Source organism: Amycolatopsis lurida (assembly GCF_900105055.1).
GTDB classification, from domain to species: Bacteria; Actinomycetota; Actinomycetes; order Mycobacteriales; family Pseudonocardiaceae; genus Amycolatopsis; species Amycolatopsis lurida.
Window position 1 is genome coordinate 1,721,658 of record NZ_FNTA01000004.1, and the last position, 22,280, is coordinate 1,743,937.

Genomic DNA, 22,280 nt, shown 5'->3' on the forward strand with positions numbered 1-22,280 from the left:
TGGGTAGTAATACGCGGCCGAATATTCACACATCCGATTGTTACCCAGCGGTACCGTTTGACGTCTCAGTCGCGGTGTCCGCGCAGTATCCGGAGATGAGGCGAGGGCATCGCCACGGTGTCTCCTTCGCCTTCACGCGCAGCCGGGACAAGTGGTCCACGCGCGTCCAGTTCGGCCAGCAGGACCTCGATCGCCTCCGCCTTCGCCACCCGCGCCCGCCCGCGGTAGAGCTCCGCGGCGTCCCGCCACAACTTCCGCGCATCGTCGGGGTTTCCGTGATCGCAGAGAACGGCGGCCAGGACGCCCAAGGCCCGCGCCTGTCCAGTCGCATGCCGAGTCCGGTTCGCATAATCGACCGCACGATGCGCGTACCGCAGCGCCGCCCCGGCGTCACCTTCCGCGTGCCGAAGCTGAGCGAGCACTGTGGTGAGTTTCATGATCGTGGGAAGATCTTGGCTGGCCTCGATCAACGCTTCGCCGGCACTGCATTCCAGCGACGCTTCGGCAAGCCTGCCGAGGCGGACCAGCAATGCCCCGAGAGCGGCGTGCGCCCGCATCAGCTCAGTGGCGTCACCGGCTTCGCGCCGGTGTCGCACGGCCTCCCGGTACAGTGCGAGCGCCTCCTCGTCGTGGCCGCCCATCTCGACCAACGCGTCGGCGAAGCGATGTTCCGCGCTGGCACACAACATCGGCTCACCGAGTTCGCGAACTGACGGCAGCACCTTCCGATATCTTTCGACCGCTTCGGCCGCGCGACCGGCATGGAAATGCACACGGGCCAGGTTCAGCCTGACCGTCGCAACGCCGACCGCGATCCCATGGGCGTCGACCAGTTCGAGCGCGCGCAGCAGGCACGTCTCGGCGGCGTCGTCGGCGCCGCTGAGCATGTGCACCACCGCCAGGTCGTTCAGGCACGAAGCCAATGAGCCCACGTCACCTTGTGCCGACGCGGCGCGGACGGCAATGGTGAGCCCCTCGATCGCGTCGGGGTATATCCCCTGCAGGATGAAGAATTCCGAGGCCATTGCGGGCAGAAGATACGAAATACCGTTGAGAACACCTTCCGACGCCGCGCTGATCGCCATGATCGACGTTCGTTCCCGCAGCACCCACTGCTTTGCTTCGGCGACGTTCCGGAACCCGGGCGTGGGCGCCGCCCGCACCATCGGAGGCAGGTTCAACAGCTCTTTGTGCGGGAACTGCAGGCGATACGCGTCGATGACCACGCGCAGGTAGAACTCGAACATCCTCCTCCGCGCGAGGTCCACATCGGACAGCTGGGCGGCCAGGGACGCGGCGTACAAATGCAGAAGGTCGTGCACGCGATAGCGATCGAGGTCCGCGGGGTGCTCGATCAGATGCGCGGCGACCAGTATGTCGAGTGAGCGGCGCACCTCCGACGCAGGGCGCCCGTCCGCCGCGGCGATCACCGCGGTGGTCATCTCGGCGCTCGGATGCAGGCCGATCAGGGCGAACACACGCTGCTCGGCGGGCTCGAGGTCGTGATACGAAAGGGCGAAGGCTGACCTCAGGCTCATCCCCGGCCAGTCGCCCTCGTCACCGAGGTCCAGCAGCAGTTCGGCGTCGCGCAATTGGGTCGCCAAGGTTCGCATCCGGGTACCCGCTCGCGAGACGGCGCGTTCGGCGACCAGGGTCAGCGCCAACGGGTTGCCCTGGCACAGCCGCACCAGTTCTCCGACCCCCTCCGCGTCATCTCGCGCCCGGTGACCGATTCGCCGGGTCAGCAGGGCGGAGGAATACCGGTCGCCGAGCGGGAAGACCGTGATCACCGGCGGGGTCAGCTTCGCCGACAAGGACTTCAGGCGCCACCGCGAAACGATCAGCACCGTGCACGACGACAGGACACCCAGCAGCGGCGCGACCTGATCGGAACTGCGCACGTTGTCGAGAATCACGAGCATCGAGCGCCGGGCGAGCAACGCCGACAGTTTCGCGGCGCGGGCGATCGGATTGACCACTTGGTCGACCGGGAAATCCAGCAACGACAAGAGTGTGTCGACTATTTCGCCGGCGTCGGCCTTCGCGGCTTGGCTGTCACCGCGAAGATCCAGCATGACCGCGCCATGTCGGTACCGTCGTTCCGCGCGGTGGGCCCATTTGGCCGCCAACGTCGTCTTCCCGACCCCGGGTCCTCCGGTCACCACCACCGCGGCACGTTTCGGCGCGCCCGCGGAATCGGTCGTGTAAGCGTCGAGCAGCGCGAGCAGATCGACTCTTCCCGCGACATCGTCGACGTCCGGCGGCAAATGCCGGATCATGTGCTCGTTTTGACCGGCGGAATCGGGCGAAGCCGGTTTGCGGCGGGGAATCACCCGTTCCGGCCGGATCAATACCTTGTCGTTGACCGCCCGCAGTTCTTCCGCGGCCCTTGTCTCCCCAGCCTCACGGTAACGGGCATACGTCGCCCGAAAGAAGTCGGCGGCTTCAGCGGGTTGATCGGCTTCGGCAAGCGCCCGTATTCGCAGTTTTTCGAAGCTCAGTTCCCTCGGATGTGCTTGTTCGAGTTCCGCCAGTTTCCGCACCGCGGCGTCGGCTTGTCCGGTCGCCAAGTGCTCCGCCACGACGAATGCGTTGGCGGGGATCCACTCACTGCGTTCCCATAGGGCGCGCCATCCGTCGGCGCGCTCGGTCCGGAGATCGGCCAAGGCTTCGTCACGGCACAACCGGACGGCCGAAAGCGCTTCGACCAGTGCGCGGTCGTGCTGACCGAGTTCACGGAACCGGCGAGCCTTGTCCATCATGGCCTGGAAGCCGAAGTGATCGATCAGCGCCGGCTCGATCTCCAGCAGGCAACCCCCTTTACCCACACTCACGTTCGCGGGCACGGATTTTTCGTGGAACGCCCGGCGCAGCTTGGTCGCGTTCTGGTGAAGCGTCGAGTGGGCGTCCTGTGGCGCCCTCTCGTGTTCTTCCCATACCCAGTCCACGACGACGTCCAGTGGCAATCGGCGGTTCGGCGCGGTCAGCAGCGCGGTCAGCACCTGTCTCGGCCGGGGACCCGCCCAGTTCACATCCACATTCCCGTGCATTAGCATGGCCGTCTGCCCGAGAATTCCGAAAGCGATTTCCACGAGTGCGCCCCTTCCCCATGGCGAACCCGGGTTCGCCACCCCTGTCCCGCCGGATCATTTTTCCACCAGTCCGCGCATAAGGCCAGGTCATCGGCTTAATTGTCAAACTTCGGCGATCACCGTTGATCATCTGTCAATGAACTGACAACCGGCCGAAGCCCTTTTCTCCACGATCGCTCCCATGCTGACTGCGGATACCGGAGTTCGAGCGAGGGGAATTTCATGACCGAGTCATCGTGGGTCCACAGTCCGGTGGACGACGCCGATCAGCACTGGGCGACACGCAAGGGCGTCAAATCCGTGCTGGTGATGATTCCGCACATCGTCGCCGGGAATCGGCTCCTCGATCTGCTCCCGCTCTTCGAGGCCGACCACCGTGTCCAGTCGACCTTCACCGTTCCGGAGTGGGAATCGTGGCGCGCCACTCACGACTTCGTGGCGGCCCAAGGGGGAATAGTCCTGCCCTGGGCACAGGCCAAGCGCGGTGAATACGACCTCGTCCTCGCCGCCAGCCAGCGTGGCATCGACGAAGTCGCGGGGCCGGTGTTGCTGGTCCCCCACGGCGGAGGATTCGGCCAGTACCGGCCGTGGCGGCCCCCGGACGCCGGGTCCGGCTGGAGTCCCCAAGTCGGGCTCGACGCGGGTCAGCTGATGCGGGAAGGACGAGTGCGCGCCGACTCGATCGTGCTCGTCCACGACCGCGAGCGGGACGTCCTCGCCGAGACCTGCCCTCGCGCGGTCCCCACCGCTGTCGTCGCGGGTGACATCGCGCTGGATCGGCTCGTCGCCAGCCTTCCCTTCCGCGATCACTACCGGCGAGGTCTCGGCGTGACCGACGACCGGCGGCTGGTGGTCGTCACCTCGACCTGGTCCGATCGCTCGGCCTTCGGACGCCATCACGACCTGTTCGAACGGGTGCTCAGCGAACTTCCCCCCGAGGACTTCCGGGTGCTCGGTGTCCTTCATCCCCAGATCTGGGCGCACCACAGCCGCTGGCAGATTCGCAGCTGGCTGGCCGACAGTCTGCGGTCCGGGCTCGAGCTTTTGCGCCCCGAAGGGAGTTGGCGAGCCGCCTTGATCGCCGCCGATCATGTCATCGGCGACTACGGCTCCGTGACCGGTTACGCGGCGGCCATCGGCAAACCGGTGCTCTTGGCCGTGGACGGCACCGAGCCGTTGCTGCCGGGCACGCCCAGCGCGGTCATCGCCGAACACGCGCCCCGCTGGATACCCGGCAGCACTCTTCGCCCTTTGCTGCGCGAGGCGGAGTCCGTCGGCGTGGCCGAGCACGTTCGCGGATTGCTGTCGTCCCGGCCTGGCCGCGCCGGAGCGATCCTGCGCGCCGAGATGTACCGGCTTCTCGGTTTGCCCGAACCCGGCAGAGCGGTCCCGGTGTCCCCTGTGCCGATGGCGGAGGTGCTGCCGTGCTGGCCTTTGTAGCGCGGTTGCGCGTCACTGCCGGGAACTGTCGGATCGACGCCGCGGGAACCTCGTTCCTCCTGTCCGGCGCGAACGACGGGACCCGCACCTCTCTCGCCGACGTGCTCGTCCACTCAGGGCCGCACGCGGTCGCGGACGCCCGCGGCGTGATCGCGAGCGACTTCGACCGGCTGCCCGGTCTCACGATCGTCGCCGTCGCGGGTTCCGCGGGGCGCTGTCTTGTCGGCGACCGCGCGGGAGACCTGATCGTCATCCCGTGCGAGTCCGCCGCGTTGGCGGGCGCGGGGGCCTATCTGTGGTCACTCGCCGGACGCCGGCTCCGGCTGCTGCGGGTGATCGCGCCGTGCGTCCAAGGCGGCCAACCGGGCACGGGCCCGTTCCACCCGCAGCCCGCCGGTCGGACCGCACAGGTCCAGCGCTTTGATCAGATGGCCACGAGCGGCGCCGAAATCGCCCTCGAGCTCAGCGACCTCGGCGAACGCCACCAGCACATCGGACTGATAGACGGCCGAACCTGACTCGTCGAACACCGCGGCGGCGCGTTCGAGCTCGCGCTTCGCCGCGGTGATCTCGCCCGCCCGCGCGTCGATCCGCGCCAGCGACAGGGTGAGCTCGGCTTCGCCCTTCACATCGCCGATGTCCTTGAACAGCTCTTGCCCGAGGCGCAGGTGCCGGGCGGCGTCGGCGGTCCGGCCCGCCTGCAGGAACGCCTCGCCGATCCGCCGGTGCCGCTGGGCGACGCCGCGGTCGATCCCGAGTTCCCCTTCGATCACGAGGCTCTGGCCGAAGAGCTCGACCGCTCGCTCGAAGTCGCCACGACCTTGCGCCGCCATGCCCAGCTGGTCCAGGGCCACGGACTCGTTGTGGCGGCTTCCGGCTCCCTTCGCCAGCTCCACGGCCTTCAGGCATTCGCTTTCGGCAGCTTCGAACCGTCCTAGATCCAGGTAGGCGCGGGCCAGCTGACAGCGCAACCGTGCTTCGGCGATCGCGTGGGCGCACCGGTGTGCCGCGGCGATGCCGGCCTCGTGCGTCCGGATCCAAAGCTGATAGTGCTTGCGGTAGAGGAAGAGTTCCCAGAGGGCTTCGCACAGTTGCCAGGCGAGCTCGTCCTGCCGCAGCGCGGACGTCTCTTCCAGCACCGCGATGATGTCCGGCAGCCGTTCGTCCAGCCATTCAAGGGCTTCGGCACCGGTGGCGAACAACGCCGGCGAATCCTCGTAGCGGGCGCGCACGGTACTGACCCGCCAGCGCATCGGGATCACCACCATGTTCGCCCGCGTCATCCGGTGCAGGTACCAGGTCGCGATACGGGGAACGACTTCGAACCGTTCGTCGTCGGGTAGCGCCCGTGCGTGCAGCCGCACCAGATCGTGGAAGCGATAGCCGCCCTCGCGGATCTCTTCGAGCAGGCTGGCGTCCGCCAGCTCTTGGAGTCCGTCCGCGGCCTCGGTGCCGGAAACACGCAGCGCGGCGGCCGCCGCTCCCACTTCGACCGTCAGGCCCGGATACTCACTGACCAGCCGGTAAAGCCTGGCCGCGTGCGGCGACAACGCCGAATACGACGAATCGAAGGTGGCCGTCAACGACGCCTCCCCCACCGGCGACAGCTTCGTCAAACGCAGCCGTTCGTCACGGAGCTCCGCCACCATCCTGGCCACCGGCCACGTCGGCCGCGACGCCAACCTCGCACCGGCCACCCGGAGCGCGATCGGCAGGCGGCCGCACAGGGCCGCCAGGGTCGTCACATCCGAAAGTTCACCGGCGACCCTCGACTCGCCCACCGAACGCGTCAACAGCTCGACGGCGTGTTTCTCCGGCAGAGGCGCCATGTCGACGAACCGGGCGCCCTCGGCGTGCAGGCCGTCCAGCCTCAGCCTGCTGGTGACCACGACGACGCAGCCCGACGAAGCCGGGATGAGCGGCCGCACCTGGGCGGCCGAGATCGCGTTGTCCACCACCAGCAGCAGTCGCATCCCCGCGGTGGTGGTCCGGAACAACGCCGCTTGTTCGGCCAGTTCGACCGGAACCCGCTCCGGAGAGACCCCGAGTGCCCGCAAGAACGCTCCGAGCGCGTCTTCGGGCGGCACGGCCGTCTCCGGCGAGAACCCGCGCAGATCCGCATACAGTTGCCCCGACGGGAAGCGTCCGGCGTTCCGGACCGCCCAGGTGACCGCGAGCGCGGTCTTGCCCACCCCGCCGGGCCCGACCACCACGGTCACCGCGGGCGACCGGTCGGCCGAGGCGTCCTCCCGGCCGGCCGCGGCGGAGTCGAGCGCTTCGAGTTCAGCGGTCCTGCTCGTGAAATACGCGGGGACAGGCGGCAACTGCCGGGGAATCGGAGTACCGGATGGCGACCGCGCGACCGTCGTCGAGGCGCCGTCATCTCCCATGACCGCACCCCGACCGGCGGCGATTCGAGCGCGAATTGCGCAAACGCGATTTTTCACCTTCGAGAACAGAAGTCCACGACGAAAAAAGTCGCGGGTCACGTGCCAAAGATCGCATGCTCGTGTCTCCCCACACGGCCATATTCTTTTATCCGCGCAACAACCGGGCACGGATCCTCGTCGTGCCACACCGCCACGTCCACCCCGGGAATCCCCGAACCTCCCTGTCTACCGCGCCGAGCGGTGCCCCTCCCGGCAAGGCAGGGACATCTACCCGAAAGAACCAAGGCGACAACCCCGTCACAAACGCTTGATACACCTGAACGCAGGAGGCTCGGGGCATATCGCCACATACTGTGACCTCCGACACTCCACCCACCGGCGACCACTTCTCCGCTCGCGGGCAAGCGAAAGAGCGAACACAACGGAAAGAAGATCCGCCGGTAAGGAAAAGGGTACCGGAATCGATTCGGCAAGCCGCTCCATGACCTGCCGGACAATTTCTTTTCGAGCCACTCCCCTTCGATCACCCACGCCTCAGGCCACCCCTGGACCACACGCCGCGGCGCCGTGGCGACCGCGGGATTCACGCGCGGCAGGCCACCCACTCGCCCAAGATCGTTTTCCGGTCGTTCACTCGTATCGGCGGGCAAATCGGACATCAGCCATACCCCTGAGTAGCCACATGTGAGACTTCTGTATGCTCCGCTCTCGCTCGATGGGATTAGTCATCCCCCGATCGGGCGAGCCGTTGCGGTCGGGGCCTGTGGTCGCATGCGGCGCTGGCATTCGTGGTCCGTATCCGGATAGGAGACACATGCACGGCAGGTCAGTTCTGGTTCGTGGCGGGATCGCGGTGGCCACCGCGGCCGTCGCGCTGACGATGGCCGCTCCGGCCGCCCTCGCCGACGACGGCGCGGCGCGGGGCCGGGTCGTCGAAGGTTCCGGCACCGATGGTTTCAGCGTCAACTTCGAGGGCGGGCAGCACTACGTCACGAAGCTGTTCGGGCTGAAGCTGTCCGATGGCAGCAAGCTCAAGATGTACTGCGTGCAGGTCGAGGTCGACATGCGCACCGATCAGGACATGATCGAACGTCCGTGGAACAAGTACCCGGACGCCGCTTCGCCGTTCAACAAGAACAGCTCCAAGATCAACTGGGTCCTGCACCACGGCTACCCGGCCGTCGCCGTGAAGGCGCTCGAGGGCGCGCTCGGCAAGGACGTCAAGCTGACCGACGGTTTGTCCGTCGAGGAGGCCGTGACCGCGACGCAGGCCGCCGTCTGGCACTTCAGTGACGGCAAGAACCTCGACCGCAAGAAGCCGCTGCCCTACGAGAGCGCCGAAGAGTCCGCCGACGTGCTGGCCGTCTACGACTACCTCACGGGCAAGCAGAACGTCGGCATCGGACAGCAGCCGAAGCCGACCCTCGACATCGGCCCGGCCAAGGCCTCGGGCGCGACCGGCTCCAAGATCGGCCCGTTCAGCATCGCCACCAACGGTGACATCACCGAGCTGACGAGCAAGCTGCCCGAGGGCGTCAAGGTCACCGACGCCGACGGCAAGGAGATCAAGGCCGCCGCCATCAAGGACGGCACCAAGGTCTACGTCGACGTCCCCAAGGACGCCAAGGACGGCTCCGGCTCGTTCGCGCTGAAGGTGAGCGGCCGCCTCGACACCGGTCGCCTGTTCGTGGGCGAGAACTACGCCAAGGTGCCCGCGCAGTCCCTGATCGTCGCGGAGTCCGAGAAGACCTCGGTCGTCGCGAACGCGACCGCGAACTGGAAGCAGGGCGGCGCGCCCGTCACCGAAACCCCGGCCCCCGCCACCCCCGGTGGCGCCGAATCGGGTGGCGGCGACGAGCTGGCCAACACCGGTGCTTCCGCGACCATGCCGCTGATCATCGGCGGCGCGCTCCTCGGCGCGGGTGCGCTGATGGTGCTGCTGGTGCGCCGTCGCCGTAGCGAGGCGTAAGAACCGAACGAACAGCGGGGCCGGTCCTTTGTGGACCGGCCCCGCTTTCGCGTTCACCGGCCGCAGGCGTGCGCCATCGCGGGAAGGTCATGCCGAGATCGGCTTCGGAGAGCCGCGCCAGGGTGCGATCGCTCGCCCCCACCCGCGCGCCGCGCACTGCCGTTTTTGTGCTGGATCACAACCCGCACCCTTTCCGAGCCGTGCTCCGTCCCAACGCGAGTAAAAGAAACGTCGAAATCGCGCGATCAATGATGTACGGGTCTGTACACCATCGGTTACCGGCTGGTAGGTTCCGGGCATCCAAACGTGATCCACTTCATGATTCAAAGGGGAGTCATGACCCGAAAGCCCGCTCGTCTGCTAGCCGTCGCGATCGCCCTCATCGTCGGTTTCGCCGCCGCGCCCGCCGCCTCCGCCGCCCCCGCCACCGACCCGTTCTACAGCTACGACGGCAGCGAACCATTGTCGTCGTACAGTCCCGGTGCCGTTTTGAAGACCCGGACGCTCAATTACCACGTCATCGGCATTTCCACGCCGCTCAAGGTGACCCAGTTGCTGTACCGGTCCACCGACGCGCAAGGGAAGCCGTCCGCCAACGTCACTTCGGTGCTGCGAAGCCTCACCGGCGACAGCACGAAAGCCGTTTCGTACCAATCGTTCTACGATTCGCTCAACCCCGAACACGGCCCGTCGCGGGCGATCGCCGGTGACGTCTCGCTCGGCGGCCTGATCGCCAACGCGGAGTCGCTGTTCATCGCGCCCGCCCTGCTGCTGGGCTACAACGTCGTCATTCCCGACACCGAAGGCCAGAAGGCGAACTTCGCCGCCGGGCCGGAATACGGGACGAACACCCTGGATTCGATCCGTGCCGCGACGCGGGCTCCGGGAACCGGGATGAACGACAAGACCCGGTTCGGTCTCATCGGGTATTCGGGTGGTGCCATCGCGACGGGCTGGGCCGCCGCGCTCGCGCCGGATTACGCGCCCGAGGTCAACAAGAACCTGGTCGGTTTCACCGAAGGCGGAGTGCTCGTCAAGCCGTCGCACAACCTCAAGTACGTCAACGGCAGCGTCGCGTGGACCGGGGTCATTCCGATGGCGCTCATCGGCGTCTCGCGATCCTTCGACATCGATCTCAAGCCGTACGCGAATTCTTACGGCCTTCAGGTGCTCAAGGACATGGAAAAGGCGTCGATCGTCGACGCGCTCGGCCGGTATCCCGGGCTGACGTGGGAGAAATTCGTCAAGCCCGAGTACGTCAACCCGAACAAGGTGCTGCCGTACGTCGAGGCCGTCAACAAGATCAACCTCGGTTCCGCCCCGACACCCACGGTGCCCGGCTACATCGCGCAGGGCAACAACGGTGTCGTGGAAGGCACTTTCGGCAATCCCCCGGGGATCGGGACCGGCGACGGGGTGATGGTCGCCGGTGACGTGCGCTCGCTCGCTCGCGCGGCAGTACTGCGACACCGGCAACAAGTCGATCAAGTACGACCAGTACAACACGCTGAGCCACGTCGGGGCGGCCGTCGCCTGGGCGCCGCAGGCCATCGGCTGGCTCAACGACCGGTTCGCGGGCAAGGCGGCCCCGACCAGCTGCGGGAAGATCGCCCCCGGTAACTCCCTTGCCCCGGAGGTGCCGGTCAGCTGACCCCGCGTGTCCGTGAAGGCCTCCTTGAGGGACTCTGGGTCCCTTGAGGAGGCCTTCACGGACTTCCGGACCGGTACGGTGCCGCACGTGACCGAGCACCGCAAGCTGCCGAAGGGGCCGCACAACCTGAGCCGGGACGAGGTCGCCGGAACCCAGCGCGCCCGGCTGATCGACGCCGTTCTGGAGAACACCGGCAAGCGCGGCTACGTCGCCACCACCGTCGGCCACATCACCGCCACGGCGGGGGTGTCCCGGACCTCGTTCTACGAACAGTTCACCGGCAAACAGGACGCGTTCCTCGCCGCCTACCGCGAGGTCACCACCGAGTTCATCAGCCAGGGCGTCGCCGCGGGCGCCGAGGCCGCGACCCCGCTGGACGCCGTCGCCGCCTGCTGCGACTTCCTCGTCGACTACGTGCACCGGCGCCCCATCGCCGTCCGTGCCGTCCTGCTGGAGATCTACGCGCTCGGCGACGCGGGCCTCGAAGTACGGGAGAACACCTTGCGTGCCGGGGAAGCCGTCTTCGACCGGACGGCGAGCTGGCTGCGTGCCACCGACCCCTCGCTGCCGTCACCGCCGCCGTTCACGGCACGCACGGTCGTCGCCGCCACCATCGAACTGATCACTCAGGCCATCTGGATCGGCACGGAAGACGCGTACGAACAGGCTCGCGAAGCCGTCCGCTACACCTGGCTGCTCGGCTTGTTCGGGCACCGGAGCGTCGACGCCTAGCGGGCGAGACGCCGCCGCTCGAACTCGACGATCAGTTTCGGGTACCGCCGCGGGAGCAGCCGGACGAGCCGGTCGACCAGTTTCGCGTCGTTCCCGACGAGCACCCGCGGCTTCCCGGCCTCGACGCCGTCGACGATGATGCGGGCGGCCTGGTCGGCAGGCATCTTCAGCAGCTTTTCGTTGTACACCCGGACGCGTTCCCGCTGTTCGGCGGTGGGCTCGATCCCGCGGGCCTCGGCTTCCTTCAACGCCGCCGAGGCGATACCGGTCTTGACCCCGCCCGGGTGGACGACCGTCACCCGCACCGGATGTCCGGCCGCGATCATCTCGGTGCGCAGGGCCTCGGTGAACCCGCGGACGCCGAATTTGCTGGCACAGTAGGCACTGAGTGTCGGCTGGGCCAGGAAACCGTTGAGACTGGAGATGTTGACGACCTGGCCGTCGCCGGAGTCGATCAGATGCGGCAGGAAGGCCTTGGTGCCGTTGATGACGCCGAAGAGGTTGACCGCGAGCGTGCGGTCGTACAGCTCCCAGTCGGCGTCGAGCACGGTCTGCCCGCCGCCGGCGATCCCCGCGTTGTTGTAGATCTGGTGCACGACACCGAACTGCCCAGCGACGGCGGTCGCGTACTCCAGCACCGCCGCCCGGTCGCTGACGTCCAGCGCGGCACCCTGCACTTCCACGCCAAGGGCTTTGACCTGGGCGACGGTTTCGGCCAGTCCGGTTTCGTCCACATCGGACACCGCGAGCCGGGCTCCGCGCCGCGCGAGTTCGAGCGCCAGCTGACGGCCGATGCCGGAACCGGCACCGGTGACGACGGCGACCTTGCCGCGAACACCGCTCATCGGGTTTCTCCTGCCGGGTCGAGGGCCAGTTCGGCGGTCAGCTCGACGAGCCGCTCGACCAGGTCCGGGGCGATGTGGTGGCCCATTCCGGGGATTTCGACGTAGCGGGCGCCCCTGATGGCCTTGGCGGTCGCCCGCCCGCCGCTGTGGTGGACCATGCGGTCGGTGTCGCCGTGGACCACGACCGTCGGGCAGGTGATGCGGGCGAGTTCGGCGGTGCGGTCGCCGCTGGCCTGGATGGCGCCGATCTGGCGGGCGATGCCGCTGCGGGCGCGCCGTCCCCCGGCCCGTTCCCACAGGCCCTCGGCCCACGCCGTTTCGACGTCCTTGTCCAGCGGGAACGTGGCCGAACCGAGGTGGCCCATCAGCGACAGGTGCCCGGCCACGGATTCCTCGACCGTCTGAGCGGGCCGCCTCGCCATGCGCACCAGCGTCGACTTCGCGGGCTGCCCGACGCGGCGGTGCCCGGTCGTGGAGAAGATCGACGTCAGCGACAGGACCCGGCCGGGCTTCCGGGCGGCGACGGTCTGCGCGATCATGCCGCCCATCGACATGCCGACCAGATGCGCCTGCTCGACGCCCAGGTGGTCCAGCAGGCCGACGGTGTCCGCCGCCATGTCGCCCAGGTCGTAGGCATCCGGGAGCGGCCTGGCCAGCAGTTGCCGGAGCTTGCCGGGATTCGGCGCCTTGATGCGCTCCGAGCAGCCCGCGTCCCGGTTGTCGAACCGGATGACGCGGAAGCCGCGGCGGGTGAAACCATCGATCATTTCCCGCGGCCACGACGTGAGATCCAGGCCGAGGCCGGCGATCAGCACCAGCGGCACACCGTCGGCCGGGCCGTCTTCGCGGTAACAGATCTTCGGGCCGCCGGGCAGCTCGGCGAAGCTGTCGGTCACGAGCTCACCGCTTCCCGGGCCTCGACGCGGGAGAAGTGCAACTCCGGATCGGTGATGTCGTCCGCGCGCAGCAACTTGATGTCCGAGTGGTAGCTCATCGACGTCAGCCACGGCATGCGGTCACCCTGGCGCGGGAGCTGGTCGAGGGCTCGCTGGACGTATCCGGCGGCGAAGTCCAGGAACGGCTTCGTCGGCATGTCCGGGTCGGCGACGACGGGACGGCAGACGTCGTAGCCGTGGGCGTCCATATGCGCCAGCAGACGGCAGAAATGCTCGCACAGCAGGCCGATCTTGAGCGTCCACGACGAGTTCGTGTAGCCGATCGCGAACGCGGCGTTCGGCACGTCCGAAAGCATCATGCCCTTGTACGCGACGGTTTCCGGCAGGTTCACCGGTTTGCCGTCGACACTGAGCTTCGCCCCGCCGAACACCTGGAGGTTCAGGCCGGTGGCGGTGACGATGATGTCCGCCTCCAGCTCGCGCCCGGATTCGAGCAGAATCCCCTTTTCGGTGAAGGTCGCGATCTTGTCGGTGACGACGTCGGCCTGCCCCCTGCGGATGGCGGCGAACAGGTCACCGCCGGGCACGGCGCACAGCCGCTGGTCCCACGGGTCGTACGGCGGGTTGAAGTGCTCGTCGACCGGATAGCCCTGGGGAAGCTGCTTCTTGTTGACGTAGCGGATGAGCCCGCGCGCGGTCTTCGGGAACTTCTGGCAGAACTGCCAGACCGCCAGTCCCTTGCGGATGTTCTTGCGGCGGGTGAGCGCGTACGCCCGCTCCTCGCCGAGGATCTTGCGCAGGCCGTTGGCGATCTTGTCCTCGCGCGGCACCGGCATGACGTAGGTCGGGGTGCGCTGCAGCATCGTCACGTGCGCCGCGGTGCCCGCCATCGCCGGGATCAGGGTGACCGCGGTGGCGCCACTGCCGATCACGACGACCCGCTTGCCCGCGTAGTCGAGGTCCTCCGGCCAGTGCTGCGGGTGCACGATCGTGCCGGTGAACCGGTCCCGGCCCTCGAAGCGCGGGGTGAAGCCCTCGTCGTAGCGGTAGTAACCACCCGCGTTGAACACCCAGCCCGCGCTGAGGCTGGTGCGCTCACCGGTGTCGGTCCGCTCGATCTCGAGCAGCCAGCGGGCCTCGTCGCTCGACCAGGCGGCCGAGAGCAGCTTGTGGTGGTAGCGGATGGCGGGCTCGAGGCCGTTCTCGGCGACCGTCTCGCGCAGGTACGACAGGATCCGGGGCGCGTCGGCGATGGACTGCTTGTCCCGCCACGGCTTGAACTCGTAGCCGAAGGTGTGGAGATCGGAGTCCGACCGGATACCCGGGTAGCGGAACAGGTCCCAGGTGCCGCCGGACGCGCCGCGTGCCTCCAGGATGGCGAACGTCTTGCCCGGGTTCTCGGTCTTCAGATAGCGCGCGGCCCCGATCCCGGAAATCCCGGCACCGATGATGACCACGTCGAGGTGCTCGACGGGGGTGCTCGTCGTCATGCGGTACTCCAGCCTCGTCTCGGTTCCCTCCACGATGCGGGTCGGGCGGGGAATTGCGCTAGCGCTATCTGCACCATCATGATGTATGGATGGTGCAAAGTGCCGCATCACCGTGGCCGACCCTCTCACCTGAGGCGCGTGACCTCTTCCGGCGGGGCGCGGAGATCGTGCTGCATCCGCGTGCCGAATGGATCGAGGAGCTGCACGAGGCCTCGCTCGGCGGGGACAGTATGCGCGCGGTCGCCGAGGACCCCGTGCTCACCGAGGGGACCAAACGCGCCAATCTGGCGAATCTGCTGCACTGGGCGGCCGCCAACGTGCAGCGCCCCGGTGAACGGGTCGCCGCCAACCTGAACCGGGAGGTACTGGACGGCGCTCGCGACATGGTGCGCCGCGGCTTCGACTCCGGCGGCCTCGACGCCTACCGGCGGGCGCAGGGAGTCGCCTGGCGCCGGTGGATCGAGATCTGTTTCGACCTCACGTCGGACCCGGTCCTGCTCCGCGAACTGCTGGACGTCTCGTCGCTGTCGATCACCACGTTCATCGAGGACACCGTCGCCGCGGTGTCCGAAAGGATGGCCGCCGAACGCTCGGAACTGACCCGCGGCGCCCACGCCGAACGGCGGGCCACGGTCACGCTGCTGCTGGAAGGTGCGCCCATCAGCCGTTCACGGGCCGAAGCCCAGCTCGGCTACCCGCTCGCCGGCCCGCATACGGCCGCGATCGTCTGGAGCGGCTCGGCGACACCGTCGTCCCAGGAACTCGAAACCGCCGCGGAGACGCTCATGCGGGCGAGCGGCGCTTCACACCGGCTGACCGTCGTCGCCAGCGCCGCCGCCCTGTGGGTCTGGCTGCCCGGCCGGACCCCGCCGCGCGCGGACCGGCTCGCCGAAGACCTCGCGCCGCACGCGGGCGTCCGGATCGCGCTGGGACGGCCCGGCAGCGGGATCGACGGGTTCCGCCGCAGCCATCTGGACGCCGCCGCCACCCAGCGGATGCTCGCCCGGCTCACCTCGCCGCAGCAGATCGCGCGGTACCAGGACATCCAGCTACTCGCCCTGCTCACCGGCGATCCGGCGCAGGCGGACGAATTCATCGCGGACACCCTCGGCGAACTCCGCCACGCCGACGCCGAGACCCGGGAGACCGTGCGGGCCTACGTGCACGAACTGGGCAACACGACGCGGACCGCGGAGCGGCTCTACACCCATCGGAACACCGTCGTCCGGCGGCTGGCTCGGGCCGACGAACTACTCCCCCGGCCGCTGGCGGAGAACGCGGTGGACGTGGCCGTCGCGCTGGAAACGTTGCGGTGGCTGGGAAGCGGCGCTTGAGACAGTTCACTCGAGCGTGTTCACGGACCAGGGCGGCGAGACCGTACCGTCGGGCGTCACTCCGTACTTGCGCAACCGGAGGCGACCGCTGCGGTCCTTCATCTTCGCGAAGAGTGTTTCGATGCTTCCCCACGCCTCGGTATGCCCATGGGCCAGGGCGATGAGGTAGTGATCCAGGGCATCGGTGTAGCGGGCTTCACGACGCAGCTGATCGGCGAGACACACGCGAGACTTCACGTCACCGGCGCTGATGCCCCTTTCGAGGAGGGCGATCCCCTTCTCCCGGTGTTCTTTTCGCTCCAGGAGCGACATCGCGACCGAGGCGACGGCCGCCGTGTCGGAGTTCGCGAGCTGTTTCTCGAGTTCTGCCAGCGCCTTCTCGAATTCCCCTTCGACCGCCAGCGCGAGCACATGATTATGGGCGTAACGCGGATCAGCGGCGTCACATTTTTCGAGAAGGCGTTTGGCGTCGTAGGAACGGTGCAGGTCCAACTGCACCTCGACGGCGCGCATACGCGCGGGCGCGTATCCCTCGGCCACCGCGGTCGTGAAGGCGTCCACCGCCGCGGTCAGTTTCTTGCCCCGCACCGCGACCGGCCCGAGACTCCGCTCGAACAGACGCGTGTCGGTCTCCGCTTCCACCCGATCGGCCGCGACCAGTCCTTCGGCGACCCAGCAGAAGGCCTGCCCCTTGCCGACGTCGGCTTGCCGCGAATAGCTGTTCACCACGTGGGCGATGGCCCCTTCGTGGAGCAGGAAGTCACTGAGCGGGACGAGAATGTCCGGAGTCGAAAGGTCGACGGTTTTGACGTACCACTCGAAAGCCTCCTTGTAGCACCCTGCCCGGCACAGCGCAGTGGCCAGGTCTTCAGGCCGCGGTGCCCGTTCGAACCGCTGGGCGCGGCGAAAAAATCCGATGGCCTCGGCCGTCCACCCCGCGGCCGCCGACACCTCCGCAGCTTTCGCCAGGGCGGATTCGTCGCCCTCGTCGATGGCTTGCTGATAACACTCGAGCGCGCGCCTTATCAGCCCCTTGGCGGCGAGAACATCACCGACCGCGGTGAACGCCTCGGGGTTCCCTTTCGCCGAGGCGTTCACCGCATGCGTCATCGCCACATCGAAGAAGCCCGCCAAGGCGTTGATCCGCGCGGCGGACGCCAGTGCGCCCGGGACCTCGCAGTCGACCGCCGTCTCACTCCAGTCCAGTGCGTCCTCGAGGAGATGGTGCGCGACCAGGATCTCCGCGCCGAGCAGGTAGGCGTGATGCTTGCCCGCGACGCCCAGGCTCTCCAGGGTGTCCAGGGCGTACTTGATCTCCTGGTGATCCGTGAGCATGTCCGCGGCGGCTCGCAGGATCTCCGGGCTGTTGTGGTTGTCCAGGGACATCAGCCATTCCACCGCCGACGGCACACCGGTGGTGACGGCCAGCATGTCGGCGGCGACGGCGGCGGCCGTGCCGTCGCCGTGCTGCGCGAGGTCGCCGTAAAGGCGCAGTGCGTCCTTCCGCCGCCCCAGATCGTTGTACGCCATGGCCGTCAGGGTGGTCGCACGCTTGTGCCGCCGCTCGACCAGTCTCGCGAGGCAGTGGACGACTTCTTCCGGCCGCCCGGCCGACAGCAGCATCTCGGCCGCGGCGATCTTCGCGTCGTGGCCGGCGTCGAAGTGGGCGTACTGTTCGAGCGCTTCGTCGATACGACCGGCACGGCTCAGCAGTCCCGCCAGATCGAGCCGGGCCCTTTCCTCGCCTTCTTTCGCAGCCCGGAGATAGAAGCGGGCCGCTTGTTCGAGGAGGCCCCGCCTTTCACACTCCTGGGCCATCGCGGACAGGCTCGTCCGGCCCGCGTGGCGAATCAAGACGTCCCAGAGGCGCTTGTCAGGCAGGCGCGGCCGGGCGATGTCGGCCACTTGCCTGCGTTCGAGGTAGTCGTCGAACCGGTAGAACCGCGGGCCGCCCGCCGCCTCACGCTCGACCAGGACGCTCCGCCCGCCGTTTCCTCGACGGGTCAGTTCGTCGATCGCGTCGGAGAACCATCGGTCGCCGAGGCCACTACGCGCCCCCGAAGACAGATGCAGAGCCGAACCCGCCTCGAGAAGGTCGAGCGGCAGCCACGGACCGTGCGCGGCGACGAGCGCGTCGACCGCGCAGTCGAGGATCGCCCGCTCGCCCGCGCCTGCCGTGTCGTAGCGCTCCTGAAGGTCAGGAACGTCGACGAGGTACTGGATCACGCGTCCCGCCTCGGCACGCGAGACCGCTTCGGCGAGCCGCGGATCGGCGCACGACAGGGCCCTGTCCTCCTCCACGCCGCTGAACGTGTCGGGCACGACGACGCTGCTGCCCGCCAAGAGCAGGCGAACATGGGGAAAGAGATCCTTGCCCTCCGAGGGCTGCGCCGTCAGCAACCGCCAGAACTTGGTGCGCAGCGTCGTGATGATCAGCACCGGCCCGCGCTCGGCATCGTGAAGCAGCTCCCGGAGGACCTTCGCGATCTTGTTGCCGACGCCGGCGCCGGGTTCCTTGAAGTAGCGCTCGGCCTTCGGCAGCCAGATGGCCGTTCGCGGCCCGACCTTTCCGAGCGAGTCCAGCAACTCGCGCGGATCACTGGGGCTGATGCTCGGCATCAACCACCAGTCGGCCATCCAGGGGTCCGGCTCCCCCGGCCGTGTCCATCGGATCGCTTCCCACGCGGAGCGCTTCTTGCCCGCCGTCGATTCGCTGATGAGGGTGACGATCCCGCTCGCCCCTCCGACGACCGGCGCGACCTTCGCGCGAAGGGAGTCGTCGTGGTCCCGCCGAACGTACGCGGTGTCATCCGGCAAGCCCGCGATGTCCCGGATCGTGCCCCGCACCGGCAGGATCTCCAACCGGCTCGGCACGCACTCGGCCAAGGACACACCCATGGTGGCCTCGGGCACGCGTTCCAGCCTGCCCAGGTTGAGCACGTCCACCAGCTCATCCGCCTCTTTCACCGATCGGTCCGTTCGGGGTGCACGGCAGCAAGTCACCACCCCTCGGTGGGACTCGCGCCTGCTTTCGACCGTGGCGGAAGCCGTCCGAAGCAGCCAGGTGTTTCAGTGGTCCTTCGCCCAGCGGTCGATACGGCCGAGCAGCGGCGTGAGCGACTTCGTTAGCGCTTACCGCCCGGTTTCACCCGATCGTGCCGGGCGGCCGCCGTCCGGTTCGTCCGGCCACAGTGGAAGGTCGAGGTTTCGCAGCATGGCGCGCTGTTCGGTGGTCAACTCACCCTCGACCGTGATCGTGAACGGAGGCGTTTCCTTGCGGGAGCGCAGGAAGTTGCCCCAAGCGATCCCCAGATTCGCCAGCCCGGTCAGGGAACCGATGGACATGCAGATGACCTCGAAGTCCCCGATCTCCCCCGTGCTCCGGGATCCCGCGAGGCTGATCGTCGCGGACCGGGTCACGTCGGCGTCGTCGCGGAGCCAGCTGTAGAACTCGGTCAGCGCTTGTTCGTCGCCTGCGGCGTTGATCGTCAGCTCCATGGGACCTCCCTCGAAGTGCTGTCCCTACCAGTCGCGGCCCCGGGCCGGGGCGTAACAGGGAATCGGCGCCGCCGGGCGAAACCTCTAGATTGAGGGCATGGTTTCCATCGCCGAGAAGGCCACCCGGCTGCAGGAATTGCACGCCGCCCCCGAACTGCTGCTCGTCGTCAACGTCTGGGACGCGATCACCGCGAAGGTCGTCGCCGAAACGCCCGGTACGCAGGCGCTCGCCACCCCGAGTCACGGTATCGCCGCCGCCCGTGGCTATCCCGACGGCGAGGTGATCCCCCGCGACGAGATGATCTCCGAGGTCGCCCTGATCGTGCGGGTGGCGGGCGATCTGCCGGTCACCGCGGACCTGGAGGCCGGTTACGGCGACCCGGGCGGCACGGTCGCCCGGGCGATCGAGGCGGGCGCGGTCGGTTGCAACCTCGAAGACCAGATGAAACCGCTGGACGAGTCGGTCAAGGCCGTCGAGGCCGCGGTCGCCGCCGCCCAGTCCGCGGGGATCGACTTCGTGCTCAACGCCCGCACCGACGCCTTCCTCCGGGCGGGCGACCGTGACCCCGAGGAGGTGCTGGCCGACGCGATCGCCCGGGGCCGCGCGTACCTGGACGCCGGCGCGTCGAACGTCTTCGTGCCCGGCAAGCTCGACGAGACCCAGGTCGGCAGGCTGGTCGAGGCGCTGGGCGAGCGCAAGGTGAACCTGATCGGCGTCCCGGGATCGATCCCGCTGGCCACCGCCCAGAAGCTCGGCGTCTCCCGGGTGTCCTACGGGCCGTTCAGCCAGAACGTCGCGCTCACCGCGCTGGCGAAGCTCGCCGAAGACGTCTACGCCGGCGGCGGGCTGCCCGCCGACATGCGCAAGCTGAACTGAGCGAGCCGGGGCCCGTCGCAGTAGGGTCCCACGCATGGTGCGCGGAGTCGGCCGGACGGAAGGGATCCTGCTGGCCGGCTCCGTGGTCGCCGTGCTCGTGGTGACCGGTGTCCTGGCCAGGTCCCCCGGCACCTGGCTGCTGGAAGTCGTCTGGGTGCTGATCGGGCTGCCGCTGGTGGTGGCCCTGCGCAAACGTTTTCCCTTGACCCGCCTGCTGTGCTGGCTGCTGGTGCTGCACGCGATCGTGCTGTGTTACGGCGGGCAGTACACCTACGCGGAGACCCCGGCCGGGGAATGGGTGCAGGGGCTGATGGGCACTCAGCGGAACAACTACGATCGGTTCGCCCACGTCGTCCAGGGTTTCGTCCCGGCGATCGCCGTGCGCGAGGTGCTGCTGCGCCGGACGCCGTTGCGGCCCGGTGCCTGGGTCGCGTTCCTGACCGTCTGCGTCTGCGTGACGATCGCCGCCGGTTTCGAGTTCGTGGAATGGCTCAGCGCGATGGTCGCCGGTGCGGGCGCGGACGATTTCCTCGGCACCCAGGGAGACGTGTGGGACACGCAGTGGGACATGTTCCTCTGCCTGTGCGGCGCGGTGCTTTCCCTGCTGATCTGGCGCAGAGTGCACGATCGGCAACTCCGGGACGATCGCGCGGGTTAGAGTTCTCGCGTGACTGGGGAACCGCATGACGCCGCGCGTCGGTGAGGACTTCGGGGGGTTCCGGATCGACGGGATCCTCGGCCGCGGCGGGATGGGCGTGGTCTATCGCGCGTGGCAGCACCGCATGCGGCGACCGGTGGCGCTGAAGGTCCTGCCACCCCACTACGCCGAAGACCCGGTGTACCGCGAACGCTTCGGCCGTGAGGCGGCGGCGCTGGCCAGGCTCGATTCGCCGCATGTCGTCGCGGTGTACGACCACGGCGAGGTGGACGGCTGCCTGTACCTGGCGATGCAACTCGCCGACGGGCCCGACCTGGCCAAGGTGCTCGAAACCGGGCCGATGGACCCGGACCGGGCGCTGGCGGTGGTGGACCAGGTGGTCTCAGCGCTCGGTGACGCGCACGCGATCGGCGTCGTGCACCGTGACGTCAAGGCGGCCAACGTCCTGCTGCGGCCTCGCGCCGCGCACCACGACGAGGATTTCGCCTATCTGTGCGACTTCGGCATCGCGCGGTCGGCCGAGATCGACCGCGGCGCGGAGACCAGCGGCGTGATCGGCACCGTCGGTTACATGGCGCCAGAACGTCTTCGCGGCGAACCCGCCACCGCCGCTTCGGACGTCTACGCGGTGGGCTGCCTGCTGTGGGTGACGCTGACCGGCGAGCTGCCTTACCACGGCAGCCAGCCCGAGGTGATCGTGGCGCACGACAGGGCACCGATCCCGCAGCTGGTGGTCGGCGATCCGCGCACCGTCGCGGTCAATGATCTACTGAAGTCGTTGCTGGCCAAGGATTCCCGCGACCGTCCGACGGTGCGTGAAGTACGCGACCGGATCCGGGCCATCCGCGCCGAGGCGCTGCCCGCCGGTGTCGCCGTCGAGCCGCCTCGCCGCCGCCGGACCGGTTTGGTGGCGGGTCTGGTGGCCGGTGCCGCGCTGGTGATCGCGATCGTGCTGGCGGCGGTCTTCCTGATGGCGCCGGGGCCACCCGCCGCCGACCGGATCGGCCGCAGCACGCCGTCCGGGCTCACCTGCGCACCGGTGGCGGCGGCCGATGAGGGGGTCCGTGCGCAGGTCGTCTGCCAGACCGGCGGTGAAACCGGCGAACTCCGGATCGCCGCCCTCGACGACGCCGACGCGGCCACCGCTTACCTGCGCACCGGCGCGGGGACGGATCCGGCCGGTCTCACCGCCGGCAAATGCCCCGCCGACCTGCCCGCCAAGCAGTCGTGGTCGCGCGACGGGCACCGCGGCACACTCGTGTGCACGGTGCTCGGCACGACCACCCGGTACGCCTGGACCGACGACGAACACGCCACCGTGTCGGTGCTCGACGGCCGCCTCGGCACGCCTTATCCCGCCGATCTGCGCGCCGTCGAGGACTTCTTCGCGGCGATCCGGTTCGGCTGA

The 22,280-nt window shown here is 68.3% G+C and carries 15 protein-coding genes and 1 pseudogene; 9 read left to right on the forward strand and 7 right to left on the reverse strand.

All coding sequences use genetic code 11. The features are described 5' to 3' along the window. Positions 1 to 65 precede the first annotated feature (65 nt). Positions 66 to 3,032: a tetratricopeptide repeat protein gene (locus tag BLW75_RS13235; RefSeq protein WP_167373494.1), complete on the reverse strand. Its 2,967-nt coding sequence runs from the start codon at positions 3,030 to 3,032 to the stop codon at positions 66 to 68. Positions 3,033 to 3,314: 282 nt separating this feature from the next. Here BLW75_RS13235 and BLW75_RS13240 point away from each other — a divergent pair, with 282 nt between their 5' ends. Continuing rightward, complete coding sequence (locus tag BLW75_RS13240) at positions 3,315 to 4,532, forward strand: hypothetical protein (RefSeq protein WP_034321722.1); 1,218 nt, start codon at positions 3,315 to 3,317, stop codon at positions 4,530 to 4,532. Between the two features lie 299 nt (positions 4,533 to 4,831). Here BLW75_RS13240 and BLW75_RS13245 read toward each other — a convergent pair whose 3' ends face one another. Further along, entirely contained in the window at positions 4,832 to 6,922 is a 2,091-nt protein-coding gene (locus BLW75_RS13245) for a tetratricopeptide repeat protein (protein ID WP_091597518.1), read from the reverse strand. Positions 6,923 to 7,736: 814 nt separating this feature from the next. Here BLW75_RS13245 and BLW75_RS13250 point away from each other — a divergent pair. From BLW75_RS13250 to BLW75_RS13260, 4 genes and pseudogenes are all read left to right on the forward strand, one after another. Next, positions 7,737 to 8,891, forward strand: a complete 1,155-nt coding sequence (locus tag BLW75_RS13250; protein ID WP_034321719.1) for a thioester domain-containing protein — start codon at positions 7,737 to 7,739, stop codon at positions 8,889 to 8,891. 336 nt (positions 8,892 to 9,227) lie between these two features. Then, positions 9,228 to 10,187, forward strand: a pseudogene (locus tag BLW75_RS13255) (lipase family protein); the annotation flags it as partial. A 133-nt stretch (positions 10,188 to 10,320) separates the two neighbouring features. Further along, positions 10,321 to 10,542, forward strand: coding sequence for a lipase family protein (locus tag BLW75_RS43935; RefSeq protein WP_277815021.1), 222 nt, complete (start codon positions 10,321 to 10,323; stop codon positions 10,540 to 10,542). Between the two features lie 87 nt (positions 10,543 to 10,629). Next, the gene (locus tag BLW75_RS13260; protein WP_241784030.1) at positions 10,630 to 11,274 is read left to right on the forward strand and encodes a TetR/AcrR family transcriptional regulator; all 645 of its coding nucleotides are present in this window, start codon (positions 10,630 to 10,632) and stop codon (positions 11,272 to 11,274) included. Here BLW75_RS13260 and BLW75_RS13265 read toward each other — a convergent pair. Genes BLW75_RS13265 through BLW75_RS13275 form a run of 3 tightly spaced genes read right to left on the reverse strand, consistent with a single transcriptional unit; the run spans position 11,271 to position 14,505 of the window. Further along, positions 11,271 to 12,119 carry an SDR family NAD(P)-dependent oxidoreductase gene (locus tag BLW75_RS13265; protein ID WP_034321712.1) on the reverse strand — a complete coding sequence of 283 codons (849 nt, stop codon included), beginning with the start codon at positions 12,117 to 12,119 and terminating at the stop codon, positions 11,271 to 11,273. The two genes, BLW75_RS13260 and BLW75_RS13265, sit on opposite strands and share 4 nt — an antisense overlap. Beyond that, positions 12,116 to 13,015: an alpha/beta fold hydrolase gene (locus tag BLW75_RS13270; RefSeq protein WP_034321709.1), complete on the reverse strand. Its 900-nt coding sequence runs from the start codon at positions 13,013 to 13,015 to the stop codon at positions 12,116 to 12,118. The genes BLW75_RS13265 and BLW75_RS13270 overlap by 4 nt, the downstream gene beginning before the upstream one ends. Continuing rightward, positions 13,012 to 14,505 (reverse strand): flavin-containing monooxygenase, encoded by a 1,494-nt coding sequence (locus BLW75_RS13275; protein WP_034321707.1) that lies wholly within the window; start codon positions 14,503 to 14,505, stop codon positions 13,012 to 13,014. Before BLW75_RS13275 ends, BLW75_RS13270 begins: the two co-directional genes overlap by 4 nt. Positions 14,506 to 14,594: 89 nt before the next feature. Here BLW75_RS13275 and BLW75_RS13280 point away from each other — a divergent pair, with 89 nt between their 5' ends. Beyond that, the gene (locus BLW75_RS13280) at positions 14,595 to 15,839 is read left to right on the forward strand and encodes a PucR family transcriptional regulator (protein WP_034321704.1); all 1,245 of its coding nucleotides are present in this window, start codon (positions 14,595 to 14,597) and stop codon (positions 15,837 to 15,839) included. Between the two features lie 6 nt (positions 15,840 to 15,845). Here the strand turns inward: BLW75_RS13280 and BLW75_RS13285 are convergent, their stop codons facing one another. Together BLW75_RS13285 and BLW75_RS13290 are read right to left on the reverse strand one after the other, a co-directional pair. Beyond that, the gene (locus tag BLW75_RS13285; protein WP_091597521.1) at positions 15,846 to 18,806 is read right to left on the reverse strand and encodes a hypothetical protein; all 2,961 of its coding nucleotides are present in this window, start codon (positions 18,804 to 18,806) and stop codon (positions 15,846 to 15,848) included. A 165-nt stretch (positions 18,807 to 18,971) separates the two neighbouring features. Beyond that, a complete protein-coding gene (locus tag BLW75_RS13290; RefSeq protein ID WP_091597524.1) occupies positions 18,972 to 19,337 on the reverse strand; it encodes an effector-associated constant component EACC1 in 366 nt (121 codons plus the stop codon). A 97-nt stretch (positions 19,338 to 19,434) separates the two neighbouring features. Between BLW75_RS13290 and BLW75_RS13295 the strand changes: the two genes are divergently transcribed. The 3 genes from BLW75_RS13295 to BLW75_RS13305 are packed head-to-tail and all read left to right on the forward strand — an operon-like array spanning position 19,435 to position 22,280. Beyond that, entirely contained in the window at positions 19,435 to 20,214 is a 780-nt protein-coding gene (locus tag BLW75_RS13295; RefSeq protein WP_034324581.1) for an isocitrate lyase/PEP mutase family protein, read from the forward strand. A gap of 34 nt (positions 20,215 to 20,248) precedes the next feature. Next, on the forward strand, positions 20,249 to 20,872 hold the full coding sequence (locus BLW75_RS13300) for a DUF2238 domain-containing protein (RefSeq protein ID WP_034324583.1): 624 nt from the start codon (positions 20,249 to 20,251) through the stop codon (positions 20,870 to 20,872). 25 nt (positions 20,873 to 20,897) lie between these two features. Next, positions 20,898 to 22,280: a serine/threonine-protein kinase gene (locus BLW75_RS13305; RefSeq protein ID WP_091597527.1), complete on the forward strand. Its 1,383-nt coding sequence runs from the start codon at positions 20,898 to 20,900 to the stop codon at positions 22,278 to 22,280.

Bases quoted from the DNA above. Each gene is read 5' to 3' on its own strand.
- BLW75_RS13240 (WP_034321722.1), top strand. From the start codon at position 3,315: ATGACCGAGTCATCGTGGGTCCACAGTCCGGTGGACGACGCCGATCAG.
- BLW75_RS13245 (WP_091597518.1), bottom strand. From the start codon at position 6,922: ATGGGAGATGACGGCGCCTCGACGACGGTCGCGCGGTCGCCATCCGGT.
- BLW75_RS13250 (WP_034321719.1), top strand. From the start codon at position 7,737: ATGCACGGCAGGTCAGTTCTGGTTCGTGGCGGGATCGCGGTGGCCACC.
- BLW75_RS13265 (WP_034321712.1), bottom strand. From the start codon at position 12,119: ATGAGCGGTGTTCGCGGCAAGGTCGCCGTCGTCACCGGTGCCGGTTCC.
- BLW75_RS13275 (WP_034321707.1), bottom strand. From the start codon at position 14,505: ATGACGACGAGCACCCCCGTCGAGCACCTCGACGTGGTCATCATCGGT.
- BLW75_RS13280 (WP_034321704.1), top strand. From the start codon at position 14,595: ATGGTGCAAAGTGCCGCATCACCGTGGCCGACCCTCTCACCTGAGGCG.
- BLW75_RS13290 (WP_091597524.1), bottom strand. From the start codon at position 19,337: ATGGAGCTGACGATCAACGCCGCAGGCGACGAACAAGCGCTGACCGAG.
- BLW75_RS13295 (WP_034324581.1), top strand. From the start codon at position 19,435: ATGGTTTCCATCGCCGAGAAGGCCACCCGGCTGCAGGAATTGCACGCC.
- BLW75_RS13300 (WP_034324583.1), top strand. From the start codon at position 20,249: ATGGTGCGCGGAGTCGGCCGGACGGAAGGGATCCTGCTGGCCGGCTCC.
- BLW75_RS13305 (WP_091597527.1), top strand. From the start codon at position 20,898: ATGACGCCGCGCGTCGGTGAGGACTTCGGGGGGTTCCGGATCGACGGG.